We start from the raw sequence: 22,300 nt of genomic DNA on the forward strand, positions 1-22,300 counted from the left end.
CAAAACCTCTTTACCGCAGTTGCCAGCCTCAGGCTGCAAGCTGCAAGACGATCACTTGAGCACGACAGGCCCCGCGTACGGGGCCGTCACTTGCAGCTGTTGTTACTGCGGGTTGGCACGGGTGCTGGACAGCAGTTGCTTCAGGTTGGCTGCCTTCGGCTTGACCAGCCAGAAGCGCCGCACGTAGTCGTCCAGGTTCTCCGAGAGCTCACGCCCCCACTCGCTGCCGGTCTCTTCCACGTACTCGGCAAGGACCCGCGCCAGGTGGCTGCGGTAGGCCTCCATCGCTTCACCACTGATACGCTGGATTTCCACCAGCTCATGGTTGAGCTTGTCGACGAAGGTATTGTCCATGTCGAGCACGTAGGCGAAGCCGCCAGTCATGCCAGAACCGAAGTTGTAACCGGTCTTGCCCAGCACGCAGACAAAGCCGCCGGTCATGTATTCACAGCAGTGATCGCCAGTGCCCTCGACAACAGCGTGGGCGCCGGAGTTACGTACAGCGAAGCGCTCGCCAGCAGTACCGGCGGCGAACAGCTTGCCGCCGGTGGCGCCGTACAGGCAGGTGTTGCCGACGATGGCGCTGTGCTGGGTTTCGAACGGGCTGCCGACTGGCGGCACGATGGTGACCTTGCCGCCGGTCATGCCCTTGCCGACGTAGTCGTTGGCATCGCCTTCCAGGTGCAGGTTCAGGCCGCCGGCGTTCCACACGCCGAAGCTCTGGCCCGCAGTGCCCTTGAAGCGGAAGGTGATCGGCGCTGCGGCCATACCCTGGTTGCCATGCAGGCGGGCGATTTCACCCGACACGCGCGCACCGATGGAGCGGTCGCAGTTGCAGATGTCGAGGCTGAACTCGCCACCGGCCTGGTCACGGATGGCCGGCATGGCCATTTCCACCATCTTCTCGGCCAGCTCACCCTGGTCGAACGGCGGGTTCTTGTCGACCTCGCAGAACTGCGGCTTGTCAGCCGGGATATGCGAGCTGCCCAGCAGCGGCGTCAGGTCCAGGTACTGCTGGCGCTCGGTGTCGCCTGGCAGCACGTCGAGCAGGTCGGTACGGCCGATCAGTTCGCCGAGGCTGCGCACGCCCAGCTTGGCCAGCCACTCACGGGTCTCTTCGGCGACGAAGGTGAAGAAGTTGATCACCATGTCGACGGTGCCGATGTAGTGGTCCTTGCGCAGCTTGTCGTTCTGGGTAGCCACGCCGGTGGCGCAGTTGTTCAGGTGGCAGATGCGCAGGTACTTGCAGCCCAGAGCGATCATTGGCGCGGTCCCGAAGCCGAAGCTTTCGGCACCGAGGATAGCCGCCTTGATCACGTCCAGGCCGGTCTTCAGGCCGCCGTCGGTCTGTACCCGCACCTTGCCGCGCAGGTCGTTGCCGCGCAGGGTCTGGTGGGTCTCGGCCAGGCCCAGCTCCCATGGAGCGCCGGCGTACTTGATTGAGGTCAGCGGCGAAGCACCGGTACCACCGTCGTAGCCGGAGATGGTGATCAGGTCGGCATAGGCCTTGGCCACACCGGCGGCGATGGTGCCGACGCCGGCTTCTGCCACCAGCTTGACCGAAACCAGGGCCTGCGGGTTGACCTGCTTGAGGTCGTAGATCAGCTGGGCCAGGTCTTCGATCGAGTAGATGTCGTGGTGCGGAGGAGGCGAGATCAGGGTCACGCCAGGTACTGCGTAACGCAGCTTGGCGATCAGGCCGTTGACCTTGCCGCCTGGCAGCTGGCCGCCTTCACCGGGCTTGGCACCCTGGGCAACCTTGATCTGCAGCACTTCGGCGTTGACCAGGTATTCCGGGGTCACGCCAAAGCGGCCGGTGGCCACCTGCTTGATCTTCGAGCTCTTGATGGTGCCGTAGCGCGACGGGTCTTCACCGCCCTCGCCAGAGTTGGAACGCGCGCCCAGGCGGTTCATCGCCTCGGCCAGCGCTTCGTGAGCCTCCGGCGACAGTGCGCCCAGCGAGATACCGGCGGAGTCGAAGCGCTTGAGGATCGCCTCCAGTGGCTCGATCTGCTCCAGCGCCAGCGGCTGGTCGGCCACTTTCACCTTCAGCAGGTCGCGGATCATCGACACCGGACGCTGGTCCACCAGCGTGGTGTATTCCTTGAACTTGGCGTAGTCGCCCTGTTGCACGGCGGCCTGCAGGGTGTTGACCACATCCGGGTTGTAGGCGTGGTATTCACCACCATGGACGAACTTCAGCAGGCCGCCTTGCTGGATCGGCTTGCGCGCGCTCCAGGCTTCGGCTGCCAGCAGCTTCTGGTCGCTTTCCAGGTCTGCGAAACGCGCACCCTTGATGCGGCTGGAAACGCCCTTGAAGCTCAGGCCCACCACTTCCTCGGCCAGGCCGATGGCTTCGAACAGCTGCGCGCCACGGTACGAGGCGATGGTGGAGATACCCATCTTCGACAGGATCTTCAGCAGGCCCTTGGAGATGCCCTTGCGGTAGTACTTGAAGACTTCGTCCAGGTCGCCCAGCACTTCGCCAGTACGGATCAGGTCAGCCAGCACTTCATAGGCCAGGTACGGGTAAACGGCCGAGGCACCGAAGCCCAGCAGCACGGCGAAGTGGTGCGGGTCGCGGGCGGTGGCGGTTTCCACCAGGATGTTGCTGTCGCAACGCAGGCCCTGTTCGGTCAGGCGGTGGTGCACCGCACCAACGGCCAGCGAGGCGTGCACCGGCAGCTTGCCCGGGGCGATGTAGCGGTCGCTCAGCACCAGCTGGGTCTTGCCAGCGCGCACGGCTTCTTCAGCCTGGTCGGCGATGTTGCGGATGGCCGCTTCCAGGCCGACGCTCTCTTCATAGTTGAGGTCGATCAGCTGGCGGTCGAAGCCTTCGCGCTCCAGGTTCATCAGCGAACGCCACTTGGCGGGCGAGATGACCGGCGAGCTGAGGATTACCCGCGAAGCATGCTCCGGGGATTCCTGGAAGATGTTGCGCTCGGCACCCAGGCAGATTTCCAGGGACATGACGATCGCTTCGCGCAGCGGGTCGATCGGCGGGTTGGTCACTTGGGCGAACTGCTGGCGGAAGAAGTCGTACGGCGAACGCACACGCTGCGACAACACGGCCATCGGCGTGTCGTCACCCATCGAGCCGACCGCTTCCTGGCCCTGCTCGCCGAGCGGGCGCAGTACCTGGTCACGCTCCTCGAAGGTGACCTGGAACATCTTCATGTATTGCTTGAGCTGGTCGGCGTCGTAGCTGGCCACGCCCTGATCGTCGGTCAGCGTCGCCTGGATGCGCGTGGCATGCTGACGCAGCCAGCGCTTGTACGGGTGGCGCGACTTCAGGCGGTTGTCGATGGCGTCGGTGTCGAGGATCTGGCCGGTTTCGGTGTCCACGGCCAGGATCTGGCCCGGGCCGACACGGCCCTTGGCCAATACATCCTCAGGCTGGTAGCCCCATACGCCGATTTCCGAGGCGATGGTGATGTAGCCATTGGTGGTGGTTACCCAGCGCGCCGGGCGCAGGCCGTTACGGTCGAGCAGGCACACTGCATGGCGGCCTTCGGTCATGACGATACCGGCCGGGCCATCCCACGGCTCCATGTGCATGGAGTTGTATTCGTAGAAAGCGCGCAGGTCGGCGTCCATGGTCTCGACGTTCTGCCAGGCTGGCGGTACCAGCATGCGCACGCCACGGAACAGGTCGATACCGCCAGTGACCATCAGCTCCAGCATGTTGTCCATGCTCGAGGAATCGGAACCGACGCGGTTGACCAGCGGGCCGAGCTCTTCGAGGTCGGGGATCAGGTCGTTGGCGAACTTGGTGCGACGGGCCATGGCCCAGTTGCGGTTGCCGGTGATGGTGTTGATCTCGCCGTTGTGGGCGAGGAAGCGAAACGGCTGCGCCAGCGGCCATTTCGGCAGGGTGTTGGTGGAGAAGCGCTGGTGGAACACGCAGATCGCGGTTTGCAGGCGCTCGTCACCCAGGTCCGGGTAGAAGGCCGCGAGATCGCGCGGCATCATCAGGCCTTTGTAGATGATGGTCTTGTGCGAGAAGCTGCAGATGTAGTGGTCGGTGTCGTGGGCGTTGGCCACGGAAGAACGGCGACGAGCACTGAACAGCTTGATGGCGAATTCCTGGTCGCTCAGGCCTTCACCGCCGATGAACACCTGCTCGATCTGTGGCAGGCGCTCGAGCGCCAGGCGGCCGAGCACGCTGGTGTCGATCGGCACCTTGCGCCAGCCGACCAGCTTCAGGCCAGCGGCAAGGATTTCGCGGTCCATGTTGGCGCGAGCGGCTTCGGCTTTGACCGGGTCCTGATTGAAGAACACCATGCCGACGGCGTACTGCCTGGGCAGCTCGACGGCGAAGTGCTCCTGGGCCACGGCACGCAGGAATTGATCGGGCTTCTGCATGAGCAGACCGCAACCGTCACCGGTCTTGCCGTCGGCGTTAATGCCGCCGCGGTGGGTCATGCAGGTCAATGCCTGCATGGCGGTTTGCAGAAGGTGGTGGCTCGGTTCGCCCGTCATATGGGCGATCAGGCCAAAACCACAGTTGTCCTTGAATTCTTCGGGATGGTACAGACCTGTTTTCATAGACACATTCTCACCAGGTTCACCTCTCAACGGAGGTAAATCTCTTTTTTAACAACCACTTACCATCCACGCCGATCAAACGCCAGCTTTTTTGCGGTGGCCATGGAAAACCATTGTTGCACAGCGACAGCGATGCCCACAAATTTTCATGTCTCACCATTGAAAATTTATGTCGCAATTTTGAATGTTTTTGCGCCATGCGCCGTGATAGCGGCTTGGCTCGAGTCTGAAGCGTTTCAGCCATGACTGCAAGTAAGGCTTGTGGCCGGCAGTCTGGGACAGAAAAGCCTGCCGCGTGACAACGCAGCAGGCTAGTCGAAAGTCAGTAATCGCTCAGCAACTGGGCAGCGGGGTGATGCCGCCCGGAAGGTATCAGCGGGCCGAGGCCAGCTCTTGTTGGACGCTGGCGACGGTACGTGGCCAAGGTTTACCAGCCTGGACCTTCGCTGGCAAGTTCTTGATTGCCGCAACCGCTGCGTCGCGGTTGGCGAAGTTGCCGTAAGTGACAACGTACAGCGGCTTGCCCTGCAGGTTTTTCTTGAAGTAGCGATAGTCGCCACCCTGGGCCTTGACGAACGCCTGGGCCGAAGCCTCGGAGCTGGTACCCAGAATTTGCACCACGTAATTGCCCGGTTTCTGACCGGTGTACCAGCCGCTGTTGCCGCTGCCACCGGCTGCCGGCTTCTCGACAGGCTTGGCGGCCGGCTTGGCCACGGCGACTTGAGTCGGTGCTGGCGCAGGCTTGGCAGGCGCGACCGGCTTGGCAGGCTGGGTTGCGACAGGCTTCGCTGCAGGTGCAACCGGCTGCGGTTGCGGCTGTACCGGCTGGGTCGGCGCCGAGGCTACTGGCTGGGCAGGTACCGGTGCCGGGCCTGCCGGCACACCTTGCGGTGGTGCGATGGTGGTCACGGTTGGCGGCGGGTTGCCTGGCTGCAGGGCGGTATCGCCGGCCGGGCTACCCTCTTCACCCTCGCCCATGCCCGCGGCCTGGGCCAGCGGCTCGCGCATCACCGGCTGCGACTGGCCAACCAGCGGCAATGGCATCGGCTGGGAAGAACCCGAGAACTCGATGGCCGGGTTGCCACCATTGGCCTGGCCTTCGCCAAGCGGCAGCTGGGCCTGGGCGGCCGGCGCTTCGGCAGGCGCCTTGTCACCTTTCTTCGGCATCAACACCGCGGCCGCAACGGCGACCACAACCACAGCGGACAGCGCGAGCACATGTTTTTTAGGCATCTTGAACCCCATGGATGGTCGCTTGGCCGTCGAGCGGCTGGCGATCATGGCTTCGATCAAAGTGTCACGGGCGACCTGGTTGATGTTGCCAGGCCAGCCGTCGGAGTTTTCATGGATATCGACGATCTGTTCACGGCTGAACACCTCGATGCCCCGGCCAGCACCTTCCAGGCGCTGCTCCAGGTACTCGCGGGTTTCTTCTTCACTGTAGGGGGCGAGTTCGATGATATGGAAGCGTTCTTCCTCGATATTGATCTCGTCCAGCCCGGCAATCAGCGACGGCTCACCGAACAGGAACACGTGCGGGCGCCCTTCCGGCACACCCGCCGCCAATTCCAGCAACGCTTGGAGTGCCGACTCGTCGAGTTGTTCCGCATCGTCCACCAGCAAATACACTTCCTGGCCAGTCAGTGCCAATTGCACCACCTTGGCCAGGATCGCCTGCATTTCGGCTTCGGCCACATCCAGGTTCTGCGCGACCTGGCCGAGTACGCTGGCGGCATCGCTGGCGCCACGAGCGGAAACCACCACGCTCTGCACTGCCTGCTTGTTGGTACTGGCCACCAGGGCCTGGCGCAGCAGGGTCTTGCCACTGCCCAGCGGGCCGGTGACAACCAGCATCAGCTGGCTGTAGCGCGCCAGGTGGTGCAATTGGCCGAGCACGGGCTTGCGCTGGGCCGGGAAGAACTTGAAGCCGGGCACGCGGGGTGCGAACGGATCGTGGCTCAACTGGTAATGGTCGAGAAAGGCCTCATCGGCATGCAAACTGGTCATTGCGCTGTCACAACCTCAAAGCTGGGCCACGATCGCGCGGTAATCCGCCGACAACGTGGCCTGTAGAATCTCTTTCGGATAGTCGTCGGTCACCACGGCCTCGCCCATCTGGCGCAGCAGCACCAGACGTAGGCGGCCGTCGAGCACCTTCTTGTCGACCGCCATGTGCTCCATGAAATGCGCCGGGGTCATTTCCTGTGGTGGCACCACCGGCAAACCTGCGTCCTGCAACAGGCGGATTCCGCGATCGCGCTCGGCCTGGTCGATCCAGCCAAGGCGCATGGACATCTCCAGGGCCATCACCGTACCCGCCGCCACGGCTTCGCCGTGCAGCCACACGCCGTAACCCATGTGGGTCTCGATGGCATGGCCGAAGGTGTGCCCCAGGTTCAGCGTGGCGCGCACGCCGGATTCGCGCTCGTCAGCCCCGACCACGGCGGCCTTGGCCGCGCAGGAACGGCGAATGGCTTCGGTCAGCGCCGCCGGATCGAGGGCGCGCAGCGCCTGCATATTATCTTCGAGCCAGGTGAGGAACGGCTTGTCGCAGATCAGGCCGTACTTGATCACTTCCGCCAGCCCGGCAGACAGCTCGCGCGCCGGCAGGGTCTGCAGCGTGGTGGTGTCGATCAGCACCGCGTTGGGCTGGTAGAACGCACCGACCATGTTCTTGCCCAGCGGGTGGTTGATGCCAGTCTTGCCACCAACCGAGGAATCGACCTGGGACAACAGCGTGGTCGGCACCTGGATGAAGTCGACGCCGCGCTGGTAGCAGGCGGCGGCGAAGCCGGCCATGTCACCGATCACGCCACCACCCAGGGCAACCACGGTGGTGCGGCGGTCATGCCGTGCAGTCAGCAGGCCATCGAAGATCAGCTGCAGGGTTTCCCAGTTCTTGTGGGCTTCGCCATCGGGCAATACCACCGGCAGCACCGAATAGGCGCCCAGGGTCTTGCTCAGGCGTTCGAGATACAGGGGCGCGACGGTCTCGTTGGAAACGATGGCAACCTGCCGCCCGGCGATGTGCGGCGCCAGCAGTTCAGGCTGGTCCAGCAGGCCTTCGCCAATGTAGATCGGGTAGCTACGCTCGCCCAGGTCGACCTTTAGTGTCTGCATGTATCCCCACAATGTACTTGAGCGCTGCGCTGTTCGGGCGCCCGCGCGGTAACGTTGAACCTAGCCTCGGCGCTGGTGGCCGAGAATAGTCCCGGGCTAACGGGGCGGCAACTGCTGCAAGCGCTCGAGAATATCGATCACCACCATGCGAGGCGGCCGCTCGTCGGTTTCCACCACCAGGTCGGCGATCTCGCGATAGAGCGGGTCGCGGGTTTCCAGCAGGGCGCGCAAGGTCGCCTCGGGATTGGCGGTGCGCAGCAGGGGGCGATTGCGATCACGTGCGGTGCGGCCAACCTGCTGCTCCACCGAAGCATGCAGATAGATCACCCGGCCACCCTGGTGCAGGGCCTGGCGGTTGGCCTCGCGCATTACCGCGCCACCGCCGGTCGCCAGGACCACGCCGTCGAGTGCGCACAGCTCGGCGATCATCGCCTGCTCGCGGTCACGGAAACCCGGCTCGCCTTCCTTGTCGAAAATCCACGGTATGTTGGCGCCGCATCGCAGTTCGATTTCCTTGTCGGAATCCTTGAACAGCAGGCGCAGCTCTTTGGCCAATAGGCGCCCGATGGTGCTTTTACCAGCGCCCATGGGCCCCACAAGTATCAAATTTCGCACAGAATCAACGACTCACAGCAATCGCCTGGTCACTCATGATACGCGGAGTCAGGAAGACCAGCAGCTCGGATTTTTTCTCTTGTAATGCATCGCGTCGAAACAGCCGCCCAACATACGGCAGATCGCCGAAAAATGGCACCTTGTCGACCACATTGTTTTGCGAAGTCGAGTACACGCCACCGATCACGATCGTTTCACCGTCCGTCACGCGAACCTTGGCATTGACCTCGTTCTTGCGGATAGGCGGTACGTTGTTCAAGGCATTGACGTAATCCGGCTCGTCCTTGGTCACCCTGACGGTCATGATCACCTTGTTGTCCGGGGTGATCTGCGGAGTCACCTCCAGCGACAACGAGGCTTCGCGGAACGCTACCGAGGTGGCGCCGCTCTTGCTGGTTTCCTGGTACGGCACCTCGGTACCCTTGAGGATCCTGGCCGTTTCCTTGTCGGCCGTGACCACCTTGGGCTGCGAGATGATTTCCCCGTTGCCGCTCTTTTCCATGGCACTGAGTTCCAGGTCGAGCAACACGTCGCCACGCAACAGGCCCAGGCCAATACTGCCACCCACCCGCTCCACCCCCAGGTCGACGAACAGATCCTTGCCAGGGCGCGGGCTCTCGACATACAGCGGCCCGCCCCAGCGCACCCCCAGGCTTTTCTCGTAATCGACGTTGGCCTCGACGATACGTGCCTCGATCGCCACCTGGCGCACCGGCACATCCAGCTGCGCCACCAATTGCCTCAGCTCGGCGAGGCGGTCGGCCGGCTGGTGCACCACCAGCGTATTGGTGCGTTCATCGACACTCAGGCTGCCCCGACCGGCGAGGTTGCCGTCATCTGCCAGGCTCTCCAGCAGCAATTCCGCCAGCTCGGCAGCCTCGGCGTGATGGATGGGCAACAGTTCCCGGCGCAACGGCTGCAACTGCGCATCCAGCGCCTGGCCCACACGGGCATCGACAGATTGCGCGGCAAACTCGGCCGCAGGCGCCACCAGCAGCACATTGCCCTCCTGTCGCCGGGCCAGGCCCTTGCTGCGCAGTACCAGGTCCAGCGCCTGGTCCCATGGCACATCCTCCAGGCGCAAGGTGACGCTACCCTGCACGGCATCGCTGACGACCAGGTTGACACCGGCGTAGTCAGCCAGCACCTGCAGCACCGAGCGCACTTCAACATCCTGGAAGTTCAGCGACAGTGGTTCACCCTGATAAGGCATCGCCCACGCCAGCGGGACCGGCAGCAGGGCTGCCAGTACCCATTTCATCAATGTTTTCATCGTCGTCCCGGGCCTCCTTGCCCTGGTGCTTTGCGAGCGTGATGAACGCCATGCGTTCATGCCACACGCCCGCCATGAACAGCCGTTCGCGTACTTCGACCTGGGTTCGATCAACCCTCGCCACCACCCCCTGGTCACGCCCGACCCGGTCCCCAGGGCGCACGCGATAGAGCCTGCCGGCCGCCATCAGCAGTGCTTCGTGTTCCGCCCCACGCGACAGGCTGCCTACCATCTCCAGTTGCGCCAGAGGCACGCCGCCCAACCCGCTGCCCGCCAACCGTGTCGCTCCGGGCGCAAACGGGTCGACTTGGGGCGCTGCCGTCACGCCCCTGGCCGGCATTCGCGCAAGCGTCGCAGGTTCAGGCACTGGCGCCAGCGCCTGATAGGCATCAACCCGCAACTGCAGGCGTAGCAGCCCAGGCTTGCCATCGGCCGGAGCCAGCTGCAAGTCACCGCTGCGCAGCACACGCGCCTGGCCCAACCAGTCGCCCAGCCACTGCCGCAGGGCCACGTATCGCCCCACCACTTGTAGTTCCAGCGGTACCTTGCGGAAACCGCCCTGCTGTTCGTCGTCATGTACGTCGAAGCGCTCGATCAGCAAGCCATGAGCATGCCCCGATGCCGCCAGGCGCTCGAGCAGGTCACTCATGCCCTCCCCGGCCGCCAGGTGCCAGTACGCCTCCCGCAAGCGTTGCTCGGCAATGCTCACAGAGGCCTGGATTTGCGCCAGCTCGGCCAGCTGCACCGCGCTGGCTGACTGTTTTTCGTGCAACTCGGCGTAGCGGGCCTCCTCCTGCCTCTGCTGCTGCAACGCTGCAGGCAGACGCATGGCGCAGCCCAGGCCGAACAACGTCAGGGCCAACAGCACTGGCGCCAGCTGCCTGAAGCGTTTGGAGCGCTCGGCCATGGCCAGCCAGCCGAGCACCTGTGCAGCATTCACGACCAGAACGCCGAAACGCGCGCGCCCAGCACGAATTCATCGCCGCCCGGCAGGCCCCTGATGCGCTTGAGCTCCAGGCCGACCAGCGCACTCGAACGGCTCAGGTCACGCATGAACTGCGCGACTACGGCACCGGATGTGGCCAGCCCAGTCATCTGCAGGCTGCCGTCTTCCAGGCTGAGGTCGAGCAGTTGCACCCCCACTGGCAACGCCCGCTCGAGGTCAGCCAACACCCCGGCCAGCACATCCTGGTGGGCACGCAGTCCTTCCAGCGCCGCCGCGCGTGCCAGTAGCGCCTCATGCTGCGCACGCACTTCGGCCAGCGGCTGCAACTGCTCGCCCGCCACCTCCAGGGCAGCCTGGCGCTGGGTATTGGCCAGCGCCTGCTGCTGCCCGCGCTGGCGGGCCAGCTGGTCGACCAACGTCACGCCACACAGGGCCAGCAGCGCACCGGCAACCAGTTGCCTGCGAAAACACCGCAACACGGCCTGGCGTTGCCGTTCGCGCCAGGGCAGAAGGTTCAGCCGCATCATCGACGCAACCCTCCGAGAGCAAGGGCGCATGCCAGGATCATCGCGCCATCGACGGGTTCCAGGCGCGCCACATCGGGCATCAGGCGACACGGCAAGTTCAACCGGGAGCCGAGGCTCTGCATATGGCCCGGTTCGATCGGAGAACGGCTGGCGATCCACAGGCAATCGGGCAAAGGCTCACCGGCGAGCAGGGCCAGCAGGCGCTCCGGCAACTCCCCCGTTATCGTCGACAGCCCCAGGCTCAGCTCACGCCGTTGCTGAGGCCGACTCGACTGCCAGCCATAAAGGGTGCTGCTGTGCGTCTCGATACGCAGCAGCGCCGAGCTCTGATGCCTGCCCCGCGGCAGCATGCGCCCCAAGGCAATGCTGTCGACCTCCACGGCATCCAGTTGCAACCCGGCCTCCTCGACGATGCCTTCAAGTGGCGCCAGTGCACTCTGCCGACACGCCGCCACCATCACTTCGGCGCAGCCCGGCTGAACGCGAGAGCCTCCCAGAACCTGAAAATCCAGGGCCAGGTCTTCCAGTGGGAATGGGAACAGCCGTTCGGCGTCAGCCAGCAGTTGCGCCTCCATTTCTGCCCCGCCCTGTTCCGCCGGCAGGTGGCACAGCTTGCAGATCACCTGGTTGCCCGGCAGTGCCAGCGCGACCCGGCGCTGCCTGAGGCCGCTGCGTCGGTAGGCGCGCTTCAAGGCAGCCGCCACGGCGCCAGGCTCCGCCGCCCAATCACTGCCAGGCGGTGATTCGAACGGCTCTTGTACCGAGGCAAGCACCCGACAGCGCCGGTTACGCCGCTGCAGTTGCACAATCCGAATGGTGTCAGGGGCAATTTCCACCCCCACGAGTGAACCGGCATCCTTGCCGAAGCGTCCTAGCATCGTGGCATCCTTGTTGTCTGTCGCCGCCATCTGTCGCGGCTACCTGCCTCAACCCCGCGTCAACACTAGGCCGCGCCGGCCCATCGAGGCGACGGGCAGCCTGGCCGGTAACCCGGAGAGGCGAAAAAATGCTTATAATGCCCAGCGTTTTTTGGTCCGCCGGACCTGCGTGCAATCCACTCCCAACCTGGACACCGAAAAGCCTTGATACGTCTGCTGAAGTTCTTCTGGTGGTCTTCCGTCGCAGTCATCTGCGCGCTCGTACTCGGTGTGAGCGGTGCGTTTCTGTATCTTAGCCCCAGCCTGCCCTCGGTCGAGTCGCTCAGAAGCATCCAGTTGCAGATCCCCCTCAGGGTGTACAGCAGCGACGGCAAGCTGATTGCCGAGTTCGGCGAAATGCGTCGCTCGCCGATCCGCTTCGCGGAAATTCCCCCACAATTCATCCAGGCGCTTCTGTCGGCCGAGGACGACAATTTCCTCAACCACTATGGTGTCGACCCCAGCAGCCTGATGCGCGCCGCGACCCAGCTGGTGAAAACCGGCCATATCCAGACCGGCGGCAGTACCATCACCATGCAGGTGGCGAAGAACTTCTTCCTCACCAGCGAGCGCAGCTTCTCGCGCAAGACCAACGAGATCCTGCTGGCCCTGCAGATCGAGCGCGAGCTGACCAAGGACGAGATCCTCGAGCTGTACGTGAACAAGATCTACCTGGGCAACCGCGCCTACGGCATCGATGCCGCCGCGCAGGTGTACTACGGCAAGTCGATCCGCGACGTGAGCCTGGCGCAGATGGCGATGATCGCCGGCCTGCCCAAGGCACCCTCGCGCTTCAACCCGCTGGCCAACCCGGTGCGCGCCAAGGAGCGCCGCGACTGGATCCTCGGCCGCATGTACAAGCTGGGCAAGATCGACGAAGCCAGCTACCAGGCAGCCCTGGCCGAGCCGCTCAACGCCAGCTACCACGTGCCCACGCCTGAAGTGAATGCGCCTTACATCGCCGAAATGGCCCGCGCTGAAATGGTCGGCCGCTACGGCAGCGACGCCTATACCGAAGGCTTCCGCGTCACTACCACGGTGCCCAGCGACATGCAGGAAATGGCCAACAAAGCCATCCTCGACGGCCTCTCCGACTACGATGAGCGCCATGGTTACCGTGGCCCCGAAGCACGCTTCCCGGGCCGCACCCAGGCGGCCTGGCTGCAGGAGCTGGGCAAGCAGCGCAGCCTTGGCGGCCTGGAGCCGGCCATCGTCACCCAGGTCGAAAAAACCGGCCTCAAGGTGCTGACCCGCAGTGGCCAGGAAGAGCTGGTGGCCTGGGACACCATGAAATGGGCGCGCCCGTTCATCAATAGCAACTCCCAGGGCCGTGCGCCGCAGTCGCCGGCAGATGTGGCCCAGGTCGGTGACCTGGTACGCCTGCAGCGCCTGGAAGATGGCAAGTTCAAGTTCAGCCAGGTACCTGGCGCGCAGAGTGCGCTGGTCACCCTCGACCCTTACAACGGCGCCATTCGCGCCCTGGTCGGCGGCTTCTCATTCGAGCAGAGCAACTACAACCGCGCCATGCAAGCCAAGCGTCAGCCGGGCTCGAGCTTCAAACCGTTCATCTACAGTGCCGCCCTGGACAGTGGCTACACCGCATCCAGCCTGGTCAACGATGCACCGATCGTGTTCGTCGACGAGTACCTGGACAAGGTCTGGCGACCAAAGAACGACACCAACACCTTCCTTGGCCCGATCCGCATGCGCGAAGCGCTGTACAAGTCGCGCAACCTGGTTTCTATCCGCCTGCTGCAGGCCATGGGCGTAGACCGCACCATCGACTACATCGCCAAGTTCGGCTTCAACAAGCAGGACCTGCCGCGCAACCTGTCGCTGGCACTGGGCACGGCCACCCTGACCCCAATGGAAATCGCCACAGGCTGGAGCACTTTTGCCAACGGCGGCTACAAGATCACCCCGTACCTGATCGATCGCATCGAAAGCCGCAGCGGCGAGACGCTGTTCACCGCCAACCCGGCCCGGGTACCGCAAGGTGCCGAGGACCAGGCGGGCGTGGCCGCGCCCGAACAGCCGATCAGCACCGCCGCCATGCCGGGCGAGGCACCCGCAGCCTTCAGCCAGGTGGCGCCTGCACCGCAGGTGCCGGCCGTGGCCGAGCAGATCATCGACGGGCGCACCACCTACATCCTCACCAGCATGCTGCAGGACGTGATCAAGCGCGGTACCGGCCGCCGGGCGCTGGCCTTGGGCCGCACCGACCTGGCAGGCAAGACCGGTACCACCAACGAGTCCAAGGACGCCTGGTTCTCCGGCTACAACGCCGACTACGTGACCACCGTGTGGGTCGGTTTCGACCAGCCCGAAACCCTTGGTCGCCGCGAGTACGGCGGCACCGCGGCACTGCCGATCTGGATGAGCTTCATGGGCGCGGCACTCAAGGACAAGCCTGCGCATGCGCCGGCAGAGCCGGAAGGCATCCTCAGCCTGCGCGTCGACCCGGTCAGCGGCCGCGCCGCTTCGCCGAGCACGCCGAATGCATACTTCGAGCTGTTCAAGGCCGAGGACTCGCCGCCGTCGGTGGACGAATTGGGCACTGGCGCAGCACCGGGCAGCCCGTTGCCGGCGGATGAAGCTGCGCCGATGGATCTGTTCTAAAGAACAGCGGCTACGCCATTCGTGTAGGAGCGGCCTTGTGTCGCGAAAGGGCCGCAAAGCGGCCCCAGCAATGTCTGCTTGATGCATGAACTCCGGGGGCGCTTCGCACCCCTTTCGCGACACAAGGCCGCTCCTACAAGGGGACCGCGTCAGCCGGGACACCGGCAAACAAAAAAGCCCCGGCTCATACGAGCCGGGGCTTTTTTGTGTCGCCAGGCAGCAATCAGCCTTTGAACACGTCATCCACGCTGGTCAGCGGGTAGTGCTTCGGATACGGCAGGGTAGCCACGCCGGATTCGATGGCGGCCTTGGCCACAGCGTCGGAAACGACGGTGATCAGGCGAGCGTCCAGCGGCTTCGGAATGATGTACTCACGGCCAAATTCCAGAGCCTGTACGCCGTAGGCGTCGCACACTTCCTTCGGCACTGGCAGCTTGGCCAGGTCTTTCAGGGCGATGGCGGCAGCGATCTTCATTTCTTCGTTGATGCGCTTGGCGCGAACGTCCAGGGCACCGCGGAAGATGAACGGGAAGCCCAGTACGTTGTTGACCTGGTTCGGGTAGTCGGAACGACCGGTAGCCATGATCACGTCGTTGCGAGTGGCGTGCGCCAGCTCTGGCGAGATTTCCGGGTCCGGGTTCGAGCAGGCGAACACGATCGGGTTGGCAGCCATCGACTTCAGGCCTTCGGCGCTCAGCAGGTTCGGGCCGGACAGGCCTACGAACACGTCGGCACCGTCGAGTGCGTCAGCCAGGGTGCGCTTGTCGGTAGCGTGGGCGAACTGCGCCTTGTACTGGTTCAGGTCGTCACGGCCAGCGTGAATCACGCCACTGCGGTCGATCATGTAGATGTTCTCGACCTTGGCGCCCATGCTCACCAGCAGCTTCATGCAGGAGATGGCGGCAGCGCCGGCACCCAGGCAGACGATCTTGGCGTCTTCCAGCTTCTTGCCGGCGATTTCCAGGGCGTTGATCATGCCGGCCGCAGTCACGATGGCGGTACCGTGCTGGTCATCGTGGAATACCGGGATGTCGCACTGTTCGATCAGGGTGCGCTCGATTTCGAAGCACTCAGGCGCCTTGATGTCTTCGAGGTTGATGCCACCAAAGGTGATCGAGATGCGGCGAACGGTGTCGATGAACGCCTGCGGGCTTTCCGATTCCACTTCGATGTCGAACACGTCGATACCGGCAAAACGCTTGAACAGAACACCCTTGCCTTCCATGACCGGCTTGGAAGCCAGTGGGCCGAGGTCACCCAGACCGAGGATGGCGGTGCCATCGGAAATCACCGCAACCAGGTTGCCTTTGCCGGTGTATTTGTAAGCCAGCTCTGGATCACGGCCGATTTCACGCACGGGCTCAGCAACACCTGGGCTGTAGGCCAGGGCGAGGTCACGGGCGGTGGCGGTGGGCTTGGAAAGTTCGACGCTCAGTTTCCCCGGACGAGGTTGAGCGTGATATTCGAGAGCGGCGGTTTTCAGGTCTGACATGGTGGGCATTCCGCTATTTACTGTTCTGACGGACCGCCGAGGATACGCAAAGAGCCGGGGAGTCACAAGACTGGTCGGTCACTTGTGTCAAGGCCTTTAGCCTACGACTTTACGCTATAACCCACGGGGCATACGGCTAACAGTGTGTACAATCCAGTAGCGAAATGTCTACATCTTTTAGCCTGACATGCGCTCCAACATGCTCGGATCGGTCAATGGCAACACCCAGCGTCGCTGCCCGGGCCTGAGGCCGCCCTTGCGGGAACGATCCAGCACCCAACCACGCGCTTCGACCTGGCGTCCCTTGAGGTTATCGAAGAAGCTGGCGGGGAAGTTACGCTGCAGACGAGCGGGAACCTGCAGCACCACGGCACCGTCCAGGTTCAGCCAGATTCCGCCACGGTTGCGCTCCACGCTTTCGATGCGGCCCGCAATGACCGCGAAACCCGAGCGCCTCACATCCCCCGCGCGCACCACCGGCGAACGGCGCCACAGGCCGGAGCCAGCCTTGCGCGCAGCGTGTTCGGCAAGCTGCTGGCATGCACTGAGGCGCACGTTGGGGGCAACCGCGACGCGATAGCCCAGGCCCTCGCTGAGCAACTGTGCTTCGATATTGTCGCCATTGCGGCCGTAGATATGCGCCAGCGTCCGGCCGTATTTGTCCTTGGCCTCGATACCTGGCTCCAGCCCTACACGCCCGTCGCTAGCCTTGACCAAGGCCTGCAAACGCTGCCTGGCGGCCTCGGCATAGGGTTCGCTGGTGCGCCCGTTGCGGCCGATCTCCGGGGTGTTTATGCCGATCAGGCGCACGCTGCGGCCATCGACCAGGCGCAAGGTATCGCCATCGACCACCTGGCGCACCGCCACCTGCTGCGGGCTGTCCGGTAGCGGGCAGAACGCCAGGGCCGGGAAATGCCAGATGACGCCCATAAAAAAGGCGCCCACAAGGGGCGCCTTTTTTTGCAGCAATGCGAAACCCGAGGGGTTCGCCATGCGCATGATTACTTCTTGGTACCGAACATACCGAAGCGATCGGCGAACTTCTGTACGCGACCACCGGTGTCCAGGACTTTCTGCTTACCGGTGTAGAACGGGTGGCACAGGTTGCAAACGTCGATCGACAGGGTGCTGCCCAGGGTCGAACGGGTTTCAAACTTGTTGCCGCAGCTGCAGGTGACTGCAACTACTTCGTAGTTCGGATGAATATCTGCTTTCATGGTCACTTCCTCGAGCTGCGTGCCGCCACCCAACACCAATTGTTGAATACCGCACGTAATTAGGCGGCGAATAATACCAGAGCATCACGCCAACGCAAGTTGTCGCTTGCACCGACCGTCGTCTGCTAGGCTCGCCAGTCTTTGAAACGCCCTCCGAGACTTTCCGCGTGTCCGACGTCATCCTGCGCCTTGCCCTGCCCTCTCCGCTGCGTCGCCTGTTCGACTACAAGGCGCCGGCGAGCATGGCGCGCCAGGCCTTGGCCCCGGGCATGCGCATTCGCGTACCATTCGGACGCCGCGAAATGATCGGCGTGCTGGTGGAGGTGTGCGAACAGAGCGAAGTGCCCGCAGACAAGCTCAAGCCGGCCAGCGCCCTGCTCGACCCGGTATCGCCGATTCCGCCAGCACTGTTCAAGTTGTGCCTGTGGACCGCCCAGTACTACCAGCACAGCCTGGGTGACACGCTGAGCTGGGCCCTGCCAACCTTGCTGCGCCAGGGCGAACCTGCCGAGATGCGCCAGGAGCGCTTCTGGCACGTCGCCCCCGGCGCCCGCCTGGAAGACCCGCGCATCGCCCGCGCACCGCGCCAGCGCGATGCCCTCAAGACTCTGGGCCAGCACCCGCACGGCGTGCCCCACAGCCTGCTGGCCAAGCTCAACCTGAACAAGGACAGCCTCGACCTGTTGCTGGCCAAGGACCTGGTGCAGATCGAGGTCCGCCGCCATCTGCCGGCGCTGCGCCACGAACACTGGCTGGCACAGCCGGAACTGCCGCTCAACGAAGAGCAACGCGACGCCTTCGACGCCGTGCGCGAAGGTCTTGGCGGTTTTGGTGCCTTCCTGCTGGCGGGTGTCACCGGCAGCGGCAAGACCGAGGTGTACCTGCAGCTGATACGCGAAACACTCGAAGCCGGCAAGCAGGCACTGGTGCTGATCCCGGAGATCAACCTCGGCCCACAGACCCTGGCCCGCTTCGAGCAACGCTTCAACGCCCGCATCGCCCTGCTGCACTCGGCGGTAAATGACCGCGAACGCCTGGATGCCTGGCTGGCAGCCCGGGATGGCGAGGCCGACATCATCATCGGCACCCGCTCGGCGCTGTTTACGCCGATGAAGAACCCCGGCCTGATCATCATCGACGAGGAGCACGATGGCTCCTATAAACAGCAGGAAGGCCTGCGCTACCACGCCCGCGACCTGGCATTGGTACGTGCCCACCAGGAAAACATCCCGATCCTGCTCGGTTCCGCCACGCCATCACTGGAAACCCTGCACAACGCCCTGACCGGTCGCTACCGCCTGCTGCGCATGAACCAGCGCGCTGGCGGCGCTCGCCCGCCGCGCATGCTGCGCCTGGATGTGAAGAGCCTGCCGCTGGACAGCGGCATCAGTGGCCCACTGCAGCAGGCCATCCGCCAAACCCTGGAGGCAGGCCAGCAAGTGCTGGTGTTCCTCAACCGCCGCGGCTTCGCCCCGACCTTGCTGTGCCACGATTGCGGCTGGCTGTCCGAATGCCCGCGCTGCGATGCGCGCATGACCGTGCACCAGCGTTCCGGCGTGCTGCGCTGCCACCATTGCGGCTATGACGAGCGCCTGCCGCAACAGTGCCCGCAGTGCAACCACGTTGACCTGCGCCCGGTCGGCGCCGGCACCGAGCGCGCCGAGGAGCGCCTGAAAGTGCTGTTTCCGGATTACCCGATCCTGCGGGTGGACCGCGACAGCACGGCGCGCAAGGACGCCATGCACAACCTGTTCAGCACCATCCAGCGCGGCCAGCCAAGCATCCTCGTAGGCACCCAGATGCTCGCCAAGGGCCACCATTTCCCGCGGGTGACCCTGGTGGCCATCCTCGATGCCGATGGCGGGCTGTTCTCCGGCGACTTCCGCGCCAGCGAACGCATGGCACAGCTGATCGTGCAGGTTGCCGGGCGGGCCGGGCGAGCCGAGGAACCCGGCAAGGTCATCATCCAGACCCACCTGGCCGACCATCCGCTGCTGGTGCAGCTTACCGAGCAGGGCTACTTCGCCTTCGCCGAACAAGCCCTGGACGAACGCCGCGCCGCCGGGCTGCCGCCTTACTCGCACCTGGCGCTGCTGCGCGCCGAAGCGCACAAGCCCGGGCAGGCCGAAGGTTTCCTCGACGAGGCCTGCGCCGCTGCCGAGCGCCTGGTGGCCGAACAGCGCCTGCCGGGCATCGAGCTGCTGGGCCCCGTGCCGGCACCGATGGAGCGCCGCGCCGGGCGCTTCCGCGCACAACTGTTGATACAGGCCAACACCCGGGCGCCCTTGCATCGACTGATCAGCGCCTGGTTGCTAGTGTTGGAGCAGATGCCGAGCGGGCGCCAGGTGCGCTGGTCGCTGGATGTCGACCCGGTAGACCTGTACTGATTTTTGGGGCTGCTTTGCAGCCCATCGCGACACAAGGCCGCTCCTATCCAAGTACCTCCTGTAGGAGCGGCCTTGTGTCGCGATGGGCCGCAAAGCGGCCCCAAAGGTTGGCAACCTGCTCCCGGCAACGGATAATGCCCAGTTTTTCCACCTGCGCATCCAAGCGCTCCACCGCGCTTGCGGTCGAAAAGAGATCCCCATGAAAGACACCATTCGCCAGCTGATCCAGCAAGCCCTCACCCAACTCGTCACCGACGGTGTGCTGCCTGAAGGGCTGTCGCCGGCGATCCAGGTGGAAAACGCCCGGGACAAGACCCACGGCGACTTCGCCAGCAACATCGCCATGATGCTGGCCAAGCCGGCCGGCATGAAGCCACGCGACCTGGCCGAGAAACTGATCAATGCCCTGCCGGCCAGCACCGACATCAGCAAGGTCGAGATCGCCGGCCCCGGCTTCCTCAATTTCTTCCAGAACACCGACGCCCTGGCCAACCGCCTGGATGCCGCACTGGCCGACGCCCACCTGGGCGCGCGCAAGGCCGGCCCTGCGCAGAAGGTGGTGATCGACATGTCGGCACCCAACCTGGCCAAGGAGATGCATGTCGGCCACCTGCGTTCGACCATCATCGGCGACAGCGTGGCGCGCGTGCTGGAATTTCTCGGCGATGAAGTGATCCGCCAGAACCACGTGGGCGACTGGGGCACCCAGTTCGGCATGCTGCTGGCCTACCTGGAAGAAAACCCGATCACCAGCGACGAGCTGTCGGACCTGGAAAACTTCTACCGCGCCGCCAAGAAGCGCTTCGACGAATCCGAAGAATTCGCCACCCGCGCCCGTGGCCTGGTGGTCAAGCTGCAGGCCGGCGACCCGGACTGCATGGCCCTGTGGACGCGCTTCAAGGACATTTCGCTGTCGCACTGCCAGAAGACCTACGAGCTGCTCAACGTCAAGCTGACCATGGCCGACGTGATGGGTGAAAGCGCCTACAACGACGACTTGGCCAACGTGGTCGCGGACCTCAAGGCCAAAGGCCTGCTGGTCGAAGACCAGGGCGCCCAGTGCGTGTTCCTCGACGAGTTCAAGAACAGCGAAGGCGAACCACTGCCGGTGATCGTGCAGAAGGCTGACGGTGGCTATCTGTACGCCACCACCGACCTGGCCGCCGTGCGCTACCGCAGCAACGTGCTCAAGGCGGACCGCGCCCTGTACTTCGTCGACCAGCGCCAGGCCCTGCACTTCAACCAGGTGTTCGAAGTTGCACGCCGCGCAGGCTTTGTCGGCCACCCGATGCAGATGGAACACATGGGCTTCGGCACCATGAACGGCGCCGATGGCCGCCCGTTCAAGACCCGCGACGGCGGTACAGTGAAGCTGATCGACCTGCTCACCGAGGCCAAGGAGCGCGCCTATGCGCTGGTCAAGGAAAAGAACCCGAGCCTGGCCGACGAAGAACTGCGCCACATCGGTGAAGTGGTAGGCATCGGCGCGGTGAAGTACGCCGACCTGTCCAAACACCGCACCAGCGACTACAGCTTCAACTTCGAGCTGATGCTCAACTTCGAAGGCAACACCGCGCCTTACCTGCTGTACGCCTACACCCGCGTGGCCGGCGTATTCCGCAAACTGGGCAAAGGCTTCGATGAAGTCGAAGGCAAAATCGTGCTGCAGGCTGCCCACGAGCAGGACCTCGCCGCGCGCCTGGCGCAGTTTGGCGAAATCCTCAACAACGTCGCCGAAAAGGGCACGCCGCACGTGCTGTGCAGCTACCTGTACGACCTGGCCGGCCTGTTCTCCAGCTTCTACGAGAACTGCCCGATCCTCGCCGCCGAAACCCCGCAGCAGCAGCAGAGCCGCCTGCGCCTGGCAGCCCTGACCGGCCGCACCCTCAAGCAAGGTCTGGAACTGCTCGGCCTGGAAACCCTGGAGCGCATGTAAGTTGGCTGCCAAGAAAAAACCCGCACCCAAACGCGGCGCCAGCCGCCAGACGGCGCCGGCCAAGCAGCCGATCCCCGGTTGGGTATGGCTGGCGGTCGGCCTGACCGTAGGCGCGTTCATCGTGTTCCTGATGAAGCTTGAGCCCGGTGGCGAAGACATCAAGCGCACCAAGCCCGAGCAGCAGAAGGCGGAGAAAGTGGCCGAAGCCGGCAAGCCGGCACAGGCCACTGCGCAACAGCCGGTGAAGCCGAAGTATGACTTCTACACGCTGCTGCCGGAGTCCGAGGTAATCGTGCCACCGGAGGCCGTGCCAGAGAAAACGCCACCTGTACCGGCCCAGCCGGTGACACCGGTGACGCCGGCCGAAGCGGCGAAGATCGACACGGCGCGAGCCCAGGCGGCGCTGATGGGGCAGACCCCGCCACCGGCACCGCCGGTGATCAAGCCGGCGGCAACCACCCAGTTCTTCCTGCAGGCTGGTTCGTTCCGCAAGCAGGCCGATGCCGACAAGGTGCGCGCGCAGATCATCCTGCTGGGCCAGTCGGTGAAGGTGGAGTCGGGCACGGTCAAGGATGAAACCTGGTACCGCGTGCTGGTCGGCCCATTCAGCAACCGTGAACAGCTGACCGGGGCGCAGAAGCAGCTGGCCGGGGCAGGGTTCAGCAACCTGTTGCTGCAGCAGCGGCAGACCCGTCAGTAACAA

The 22,300-nt window shown here is 64.2% G+C and carries 15 protein-coding genes; 4 read left to right on the top strand and 11 right to left on the bottom strand.

Annotation, left to right across the window (positions count from 1 at the left end):
* Positions 1-102 precede the first annotated feature (102 nt).
* The 8 genes from gltB to pilM form a co-directional block, all read right to left on the bottom strand.
* Positions 103-4,548: a glutamate synthase large subunit gene (gltB, locus tag J5M58_RS12275; RefSeq protein WP_112249654.1), complete on the bottom strand. Its 4,446-nt coding sequence runs from the start codon at positions 4,546-4,548 to the stop codon at positions 103-105.
* A 372-nt stretch (positions 4,549-4,920) separates the two neighbouring features.
* Positions 4,921-6,555, bottom strand: coding sequence for an SPOR domain-containing protein (locus tag J5M58_RS12280; protein WP_112249656.1), 1,635 nt, complete (start codon positions 6,553-6,555; stop codon positions 4,921-4,923).
* Positions 6,556-6,570: 15 nt separating this feature from the next.
* Complete coding sequence (gene aroB, locus J5M58_RS12285) at positions 6,571-7,668, bottom strand: 3-dehydroquinate synthase (RefSeq protein WP_112249658.1); 1,098 nt, start codon at positions 7,666-7,668, stop codon at positions 6,571-6,573.
* Between the two features lie 96 nt (positions 7,669-7,764).
* Positions 7,765-8,283, bottom strand: coding sequence for a shikimate kinase AroK (gene aroK / locus J5M58_RS12290; protein ID WP_025340956.1), 519 nt, complete (start codon positions 8,281-8,283; stop codon positions 7,765-7,767).
* A gap of 4 nt (positions 8,284-8,287) precedes the next feature.
* Complete coding sequence (locus J5M58_RS12295; RefSeq protein WP_207878241.1) at positions 8,288-9,556, bottom strand: type IV pilus secretin PilQ; 1,269 nt, start codon at positions 9,554-9,556, stop codon at positions 8,288-8,290.
* Positions 9,480-10,481 carry a pilus assembly protein PilP gene (locus J5M58_RS12300; RefSeq protein WP_112249933.1) on the bottom strand — a complete coding sequence of 334 codons (1,002 nt, stop codon included), beginning with the start codon at positions 10,479-10,481 and terminating at the stop codon, positions 9,480-9,482. The genes J5M58_RS12295 and J5M58_RS12300 overlap by 77 nt, the downstream gene beginning before the upstream one ends.
* 11 nt (positions 10,482-10,492) lie before the next feature.
* A complete protein-coding gene (locus J5M58_RS12305) occupies positions 10,493-11,029 on the bottom strand; it encodes a PilN domain-containing protein (protein ID WP_112249662.1) in 537 nt (178 codons plus the stop codon).
* A complete protein-coding gene (gene pilM, locus J5M58_RS12310; RefSeq protein WP_207878243.1) occupies positions 11,026-11,907 on the bottom strand; it encodes a type IV pilus biogenesis protein PilM in 882 nt (293 codons plus the stop codon). Before pilM ends, J5M58_RS12305 begins: the two co-directional genes overlap by 4 nt.
* Positions 11,908-12,111: 204 nt before the next feature.
* Between pilM and J5M58_RS12315 the strand changes: the two genes are divergently transcribed.
* On the top strand, positions 12,112-14,565 hold the full coding sequence (locus tag J5M58_RS12315; RefSeq protein ID WP_207878245.1) for a penicillin-binding protein 1A: 2,454 nt from the start codon (positions 12,112-12,114) through the stop codon (positions 14,563-14,565).
* A 223-nt stretch (positions 14,566-14,788) separates the two neighbouring features.
* Here the strand turns inward: J5M58_RS12315 and J5M58_RS12320 are convergent, their stop codons facing one another.
* From J5M58_RS12320 to rpmE, 3 genes are all read right to left on the bottom strand, one after another.
* Entirely contained in the window at positions 14,789-16,057 is a 1,269-nt protein-coding gene (locus J5M58_RS12320) for a malic enzyme-like NAD(P)-binding protein (protein WP_112249668.1), read from the bottom strand.
* Positions 16,058-16,234: 177 nt separating this feature from the next.
* A complete protein-coding gene (locus tag J5M58_RS12325) occupies positions 16,235-17,056 on the bottom strand; it encodes a thermonuclease family protein (RefSeq protein ID WP_207878247.1) in 822 nt (273 codons plus the stop codon).
* A 2-nt stretch (positions 17,057-17,058) separates the two neighbouring features.
* Positions 17,059-17,274: a 50S ribosomal protein L31 gene (rpmE, locus tag J5M58_RS12330; RefSeq protein WP_046613534.1), complete on the bottom strand. Its 216-nt coding sequence runs from the start codon at positions 17,272-17,274 to the stop codon at positions 17,059-17,061.
* Between the two features lie 167 nt (positions 17,275-17,441).
* Between rpmE and J5M58_RS12335 the strand changes: the two genes are divergently transcribed.
* The 3 genes from J5M58_RS12335 to J5M58_RS12345 all read left to right on the top strand — a co-directional run bounded on the left by J5M58_RS12335 (position 17,442) and on the right by J5M58_RS12345 (position 22,297).
* Positions 17,442-19,661: a primosomal protein N' gene (locus tag J5M58_RS12335; RefSeq protein ID WP_207878249.1), complete on the top strand. Its 2,220-nt coding sequence runs from the start codon at positions 17,442-17,444 to the stop codon at positions 19,659-19,661.
* A gap of 199 nt (positions 19,662-19,860) precedes the next feature.
* Positions 19,861-21,597: an arginine--tRNA ligase gene (gene argS / locus J5M58_RS12340; protein WP_112249674.1), complete on the top strand. Its 1,737-nt coding sequence runs from the start codon at positions 19,861-19,863 to the stop codon at positions 21,595-21,597.
* Between the two features lies 1 nt (position 21,598).
* On the top strand, positions 21,599-22,297 hold the full coding sequence (locus tag J5M58_RS12345; protein ID WP_112249676.1) for an SPOR domain-containing protein: 699 nt from the start codon (positions 21,599-21,601) through the stop codon (positions 22,295-22,297).
* Positions 22,298-22,300 lie beyond the last annotated feature (3 nt).

Origin of the sequence: Pseudomonas sp. 32_A (genome assembly GCF_017490905.1) — a bacterium.
Taxonomy (GTDB): domain Bacteria; phylum Pseudomonadota; class Gammaproteobacteria; order Pseudomonadales; family Pseudomonadaceae; genus Aquipseudomonas; species Aquipseudomonas inefficax.

Excerpts from the sequence above, each read along its gene's own strand:
- aroB (WP_112249658.1), bottom strand. The coding sequence starts at position 7,668 with ATGCAGACACTAAAGGTCGACCTGGGCGAGCGTAGCTACCCGATCTAC.
- J5M58_RS12325 (WP_207878247.1), bottom strand. The coding sequence starts at position 17,056 with ATGCGCATGGCGAACCCCTCGGGTTTCGCATTGCTGCAAAAAAAGGCG.
- gltB (WP_112249654.1), bottom strand. The coding sequence starts at position 4,548 with ATGAAAACAGGTCTGTACCATCCCGAAGAATTCAAGGACAACTGTGGT.
- pilM (WP_207878243.1), bottom strand. The coding sequence starts at position 11,907 with ATGCTAGGACGCTTCGGCAAGGATGCCGGTTCACTCGTGGGGGTGGAA.
- J5M58_RS12280 (WP_112249656.1), bottom strand. The coding sequence starts at position 6,555 with ATGACCAGTTTGCATGCCGATGAGGCCTTTCTCGACCATTACCAGTTG.
- rpmE (WP_046613534.1), bottom strand. The coding sequence starts at position 17,274 with ATGAAAGCAGATATTCATCCGAACTACGAAGTAGTTGCAGTCACCTGC.
- J5M58_RS12320 (WP_112249668.1), bottom strand. The coding sequence starts at position 16,057 with ATGTCAGACCTGAAAACCGCCGCTCTCGAATATCACGCTCAACCTCGT.
- J5M58_RS12295 (WP_207878241.1), bottom strand. The coding sequence starts at position 9,556 with ATGAAAACATTGATGAAATGGGTACTGGCAGCCCTGCTGCCGGTCCCG.
- argS (WP_112249674.1), top strand. The coding sequence starts at position 19,861 with ATGAAAGACACCATTCGCCAGCTGATCCAGCAAGCCCTCACCCAACTC.
- J5M58_RS12305 (WP_112249662.1), bottom strand. The coding sequence starts at position 11,029 with ATGATGCGGCTGAACCTTCTGCCCTGGCGCGAACGGCAACGCCAGGCC.